The 5,604-nt window shown below is 60.6% G+C and carries 6 protein-coding genes and 1 pseudogene; all 7 read right to left on the reverse strand.

Annotated elements, in window-relative coordinates:
- Positions 1-200, reverse strand: a pseudogene (locus tag AC1DLB_RS19685) (amino acid ABC transporter permease); the annotation flags it as partial.
- A 55-nt stretch (positions 201-255) separates the two neighbouring features.
- A complete protein-coding gene (locus AC1DLB_RS19690; RefSeq protein WP_477744676.1) occupies positions 256-1,038 on the reverse strand; it encodes a transporter substrate-binding domain-containing protein in 783 nt (260 codons plus the stop codon).
- A 291-nt stretch (positions 1,039-1,329) separates the two neighbouring features.
- The gene (phnE, locus tag AC1DLB_RS19695; protein ID WP_477785481.1) at positions 1,330-2,097 is read right to left on the reverse strand and encodes a phosphonate ABC transporter, permease protein PhnE; all 768 of its coding nucleotides are present in this window, start codon (positions 2,095-2,097) and stop codon (positions 1,330-1,332) included.
- Positions 2,094-2,921, reverse strand: coding sequence for a phosphonate ABC transporter, permease protein PhnE (gene phnE / locus AC1DLB_RS19700; RefSeq protein WP_018925641.1), 828 nt, complete (start codon positions 2,919-2,921; stop codon positions 2,094-2,096). The genes phnE (AC1DLB_RS19695) and phnE (AC1DLB_RS19700) overlap by 4 nt, the downstream gene beginning before the upstream one ends.
- A complete protein-coding gene (locus AC1DLB_RS19705; RefSeq protein WP_019648578.1) occupies positions 2,915-3,712 on the reverse strand; it encodes a phosphonate ABC transporter ATP-binding protein in 798 nt (265 codons plus the stop codon). The genes phnE (AC1DLB_RS19700) and AC1DLB_RS19705 overlap by 7 nt, the downstream gene beginning before the upstream one ends.
- On the reverse strand, positions 3,709-4,560 hold the full coding sequence (locus AC1DLB_RS19710; protein WP_018925643.1) for a putative selenate ABC transporter substrate-binding protein: 852 nt from the start codon (positions 4,558-4,560) through the stop codon (positions 3,709-3,711). The genes AC1DLB_RS19705 and AC1DLB_RS19710 overlap by 4 nt, the downstream gene beginning before the upstream one ends.
- 265 nt (positions 4,561-4,825) lie before the next feature.
- On the reverse strand, positions 4,826-5,604 hold a 779-nt coding region (locus AC1DLB_RS19715), incomplete at its 5' end, for a substrate binding domain-containing protein (protein WP_477785482.1).

Raw genomic sequence — 5,604 nt, forward strand, 5'->3', positions numbered from 1 at the left:
GTGTAGGCCTGCGCAGGGACACGCAGCAGTGCCGATTTCGAAAGCTTGGCGCTGGCGCCGATCAGGCCCAGGCCAACGCTCACCAGCAAGCACAGAAAGGATAATTTGACCGTCATCCAGGAGCCTTGCAGCAACAGCGGGCCGAAACCCTTGAGGCTAAAGTCTGACAGCCCAAGAATCTGCAATAGGTTTTCTAACATTGAGCAGCCCTACGTCAATCAAAGAAGAGCCCATCCGGAAATGGGCGCAGGGTCATTATTTGTCGCTGTAGAGATTCAGATCGCCAAAGTGCTTCTGCTGGACGGCCACATAGGTGCCATTGTCGTGCAGTGCCTTGATAGCTTTGTTCAGCAAGGCCTGGAGCTCGACGTTGCCTTTGGTGAGACCCACGGCGGTCTTGGCTGGAAGGAGGGGATTTTCGACCGGCTCGCTGACTTGGAAGTCGGCGCCTGGTGGCGACTTCAGGAAGCCCAGTTCGGCTTGCAGCATGTCCTGGATCGAGGCATCGAGGCGTCCGGAGATCAAGTCAGCGTACACCTGGTCTTGGTTGGCGTAGGCCTGGGTCTCTACCCCGGCCTTGTCCAGCACGGCCTTGGCGTAGGCTTCCTGGATGGAGCCTTGCTCGTAGCCGATTTTCTTGCCCTTGAGGGCGGCCGGATCGATGCCGATGGCCGCGCCTTTCTTGAATACCAGCGCGGTCGGGCCAGAGAACAGCTCGTTCGAGAAATCGATGACTTTCTCACGCGCCGGCGTGACGGTCATGGAAGAGATCACGCCATCGAACTTGTTGGCCTTGAGGCCGGGAATCATGCCGTCGAAGTCGCTTTCGACCCACTTGCACTTGACCTTCAGCTCCGCGCAGATCGCGTTGCCCAAGTCGATGTCGAAGCCCACCAGGCCGCCGTCGGCGGCCTTGGATTCGAACGGCGCATAAGAGGGGTCGACGCCAAAGCGCAACTCCTTGTACTCCTTGGCCAGCGCAGAACCGGCAGCCACACACAAAGCCAATGCAGAAAGAGTGAGAAATGCTTTTTTCATTATTTTATTCCCAGGGACCATCGAAAGCGCTTGTGCCGCAAGAGCGCGTGTACTGCGTTGCGAAATGTCCTATGCACACGCAAGTACTTGTACAGACAAGCATATGCAATCACCCGGCCAATTCGCCGATTGGGCGCTTGAGAAAGCGCGTACAGCGCTCTGGGATGGGCTTGGCAGGCAGGTGAACGCTGGGGAGAGGTAGCCTGCGAGGCTGTTACCTAAGCAGGCTTTTACACTCGGCTGGGGTATGCGGTAACAAAGTGTGGGGTTAAGGGCGCTGACTTTCCTGGCTCAAGCCTTGACCCAACGCTGACGGCTCCAGCTACTCAATGTATCGACGGCCAAGACCAATAACAGCATCGCCAGAATAACCGTGCTGGCTTGAGCTTCCTGGAACAGGCTGAGGCTGACATAGAGCATTTGCCCCAAACCACCGGCGCCGACGAAGCCGAGCACACTGGCCATGCGGATGTTGTTTTCCCAGCGGTACAGGATGTAGGCCAGTAGCTGTGGCAACAGATTGGGCAGGGTGCCGTAACAGAACGCCCATACGGCATTGGCTCCCTGCAAACGGATGGCGTCGGCCGGTTCTGGTGGGGTGTYTTCCAGTGCTTCGGCGAACAACCGGCCGAGCACGCCGGTGGTGTGCAGGGCCAAGGCCAGGGTGCCGGCGTTGGGGCCGAGCCCGGCGGCCAGGACCATCAGTGCGGCCCATACCAGTTCCGGCACCGCGCGCAAGGCGTTGAGCACCAGGCGTGACGCGCTCTGCAAAGGCCAGCCGTAGCGCCCGGCTGCGGGCAATGCCAATAGCAGGCCGAACACCGCCGCGAGCAGGGTGCCAAGGGCCGACATGGCCAGGGTTTCCAGGGCGCCGTGGCCGATGGCTTGTAGATGGCTCGAGCTCAGGTCCGGGCTGAGAAAACGCTGGGCATAAGCGCCCATCTGCTTCAGGTTGCCGGCGCCGCCGAGCTCGCCGAGGTCGATGCCCAGGTAGTTGAACGAGGCGATGACCGCTGCGCCGATGCACAGGAGCAGTGTCAGGTTGAACAGGCGATTCATGTCAGCCTCCAGCGCAGCAGGCGGCTGAGTTGATCGGCGAGCAGCACCAGGACGAGGAACGTCAGTAACAGACTGGCCACTTCACCACCGGCGAACATGCGCAACGACAAATCCATTTGCTGGCCCAGGCCGCCGGCTCCGACGAAGCCCATCACCACCGAGGCGCGGATTGCGCATTCCCAGCGGTACACCGTGTACGACAGCAGTTCCGCAGCGACATTGGGCAGGATTCCGTAGCAAAAGGCTGCGAGCCGACCACTGCCGGACTGCAGTAGCGCGTGTACCGGGCGCTGGTCGACCGACTCGAAAATTTCCGCATAGACCTTGCCCAACATGCCGCTGTAGGTGATGGCAATGGCCAGTACCCCGGCTGTCGGGCCGAGGCCGACGGCGCGCACGAACAGCAGGGCCCAGACAATTTCCGGCACGCTGCGCAGGAAGATCAGCAAGCCGCGTATGGGCCAACGCAGCAGTTGGCCCCAATAGCTCGGGTGGCCAGCGCGGGAGGCAGCAGACAGCGACAGGGCACGACTGGCGAGCAGGCCGGCGGGAACAGCCAACAGCAACGCCAGGGCCATGCCGGCCGTGGCGATGGCCAGGGTCTGCAGGGTGGCTTGCAACAACAGCTGGATGAACTCGTCGCCATGGGCCGGTGGCCAGAAGGCGGACACGAACCGGCCCATCTCGCTCTGACTGTCACTCGCCACCAGCACACGGAGGTCCAACTCGCTGAAGCGGATGCCGGGCCACAGCAAGGCAAGGGCCAGCAGGGTGAGCAGCAGACGGGGCAGTGCGGCCGGATCGCGGGTGTCAGACGTCAGCATCGGGGGATCTGCACACTCAAGGGAGCCGGAGGAATCGGCGAGGACTGCAACTGCTCATTGGCGTAGAGCTTGTCGAGCAGCTCGCGATCGACGGCGCTGGCCGCAAGGTCGAACAGGATCTGTCCATCACGCAAGCCGATGATGCGCGAAAAGTGCGCCAGGGCCAGCTCCACCGCGTGCAGGCTGGCGACCAGGGTGACGTTCTGCTCCCGGGCATGGCGGCACAGCACCGAAAGCGTGTGCTGGGCCAACACCGGGTCCATGGCCGATACCGGCTCATCGGCCAGCAACACCTCGGGCGCTTGATATAACACGCGGGCAATGCCCACGCGCTGTAGCTGTCCGCCGGACAGTTGCTGGCAATGCGCGAACAACTTGTCACTCAGGTCCAGCCTGGCCAATGCCGCGCGTGCGCCCGGAACATCCAGCGGATGCAGCAGGTTCAGCAGGCTCTTGCCCAGACCCCACTGACCCAGCTTGCCGGCCAGAACTGCGGTGACCACGCGCTGGCGGGGAGGCAGGGGAGGCGCCTGATGAATCAGACCGATACGCGCGCGCAGCCGCTGACGCTGACGGGCAGAAAGCTGCCAGACGCGCTCGCCGAGCACCTGCAGCTCGCCGTTGCCCGGTCGCAGGGCGGTGGCCAGCAGGTTGAGCAGGCTCGACTTACCCGCGCCGGACGGGCCGATGATCGCGACCTGTTCGCGTGCACCGATGTGCAGGTCCACGCCACGCAGCGCCTGGACGCCGTTGGCGTGGGTAAGGCTGACCTGGGTCAGATGCAATGTCATTTGAGCAGTTCGGCGGCGCGTGCGGCTTCCTCGATGCCCTTGTAGTTCTCAGGCTTGGTTTCGATGAAGCGGCTGGCGGCCTGCAGGTCCAGAATCTCCTTGTCCCTCGGGTTCGCCGGATCGAGCGCCAGGAACGCAGCCTTTATCTTGGCCGCCAGCGCCGGGTCGAGGGTTCCGCGCACCGTCCAGTTGTAGTCGAAGTACGCAGGGGTGGTCGAAAACACTTTGACCTTGGTGGTATCGACCTTGCCGGCGGCGACCAGTTTTTCCCACACGCTGGCGTTGAGCACCCCGGCGTCGACCTTGCCAGCCTGGACCCAGGCAACGGTGGCGTCATGGGCGCCGGAGTAGCCGACGCGACTGAAGTAGGTCTCCGGCTTGATGCCTTCCTTGAGCATGAAATAGCGCGGCATCAGACTGCCGGAAGTGGAGGACACCGAGCCGAAGGCAAAGGTCTTGCCCTTGAGATCGGCGAGGGACTTGACGGCAGGGTCGGCGGTGATGAATTTGCTGGTGAATTGGGCGTCCTGTTCACGCTGCACCAACGGAATGGCATTGCCGGTTTTCAGGCGTGCCTGCACGAACGTGAAGCCGCCCAGCCAGGCCAGATCGATGCGATCGGTAGCCAGTGCCTCGACCACCGCCGGATAGTCGCTTACAGGTACGAACTCGACCTTCATGCCCAATTGTTGTTCCAGATAGGCGCCAAGCGGCTTGAACTTGCGCAGCAGTTCGGTCGGGGCTTCATCAGGAATCGCGCTGACTTTCAGGGTCTCGGCGGCTTGCGCCAGCAGGGTGCAAAAAGACAAGGACAAGCCGACGGCCAGTGCCAGGGTACGCTTGAGCATGGAAGATCTCCGGTGCATTTACGGAAGAATGTCGAGGCGCCTGGCACAAGGTGATTGCTGCGTGGCGCTTTGTGAGGGTAGCCGAAATGGAGCGAAATTGACTGCTTTTGGGCTATTGCGGTTTATTGCGAAGGGCGGCATACGACCCGAAGCTGCCCGTTGAATCAGGCTGCAATCGGCCGCAGTCACCGGCAAGCAGCAGTTCGTAACTGTTATCCGATGCAAAGTTTGGCCATTGAATTTATAAAGGCGGCAAAGCACCGTATCAGGACGCCGTAAAGGTATTTTCCATCGGCCAGCGCATTTCCAGATGTTCAGTCAAATAATGCATAAAAGCTTTGACCTTGGGTGTGATGGCGGCGCGTTCCTGGACGCATACATAAATATCGAGCGGTTCAGCGTAGGCATAAGTTGAAGCGTGGCGATGTTCAAACAGAGGAACGAGTTGGCCACTTTCGATAAAGGGCGCCGCCACGAACTCCGCCAAACGGGTTATTCCCGCGCCACGGACGGCCATTTGGGCTAGAGCGTCAACATCGTCGCTGATTGCGGTCGCATTGAGAGTAGCGTCGTAACGTTGCCCATCCCGGATAAAACCCCAACGTAGAAAGCGTCCGTCTAGCGGGTAGCGAAACGGTAGACAGGCATGGTGCTGGAGTTCTTCAGGATCGCGTGGCCAGCCGGCTCGCTCCAAATAGATGGGTGACGCGCAGATGATAAAAGGGACTGAAACGATCTTGCGAGCGACGATCCCCTCTTCTAGTTGTGGTTTTATCCGCAGGCTCAGATCAATGCCTTCTTGAATATGATTAATTTTGCGATCTGTGGTCGAGAGTTCAAGTATCAGGCGTGGGTAACGTGCAGCGAAGCCGGCGATTAGTGGCGCCAACACATGCCGCCCGAAAGCGGAGGTAGAAGCGATGCACAGTCGCCCTTGGAGTTGAGTCTGCGCGCTGGTGATCGCGCTTTGCGCCGATTCGAGATCACGCGCTATACGTTTCACTTTTTCGTAGTACACCATGCCGCTTTCGGTTAACGCCATGC

It is taken from the genome of Pseudomonas sp. 05N434, from assembly GCF_056396965.1.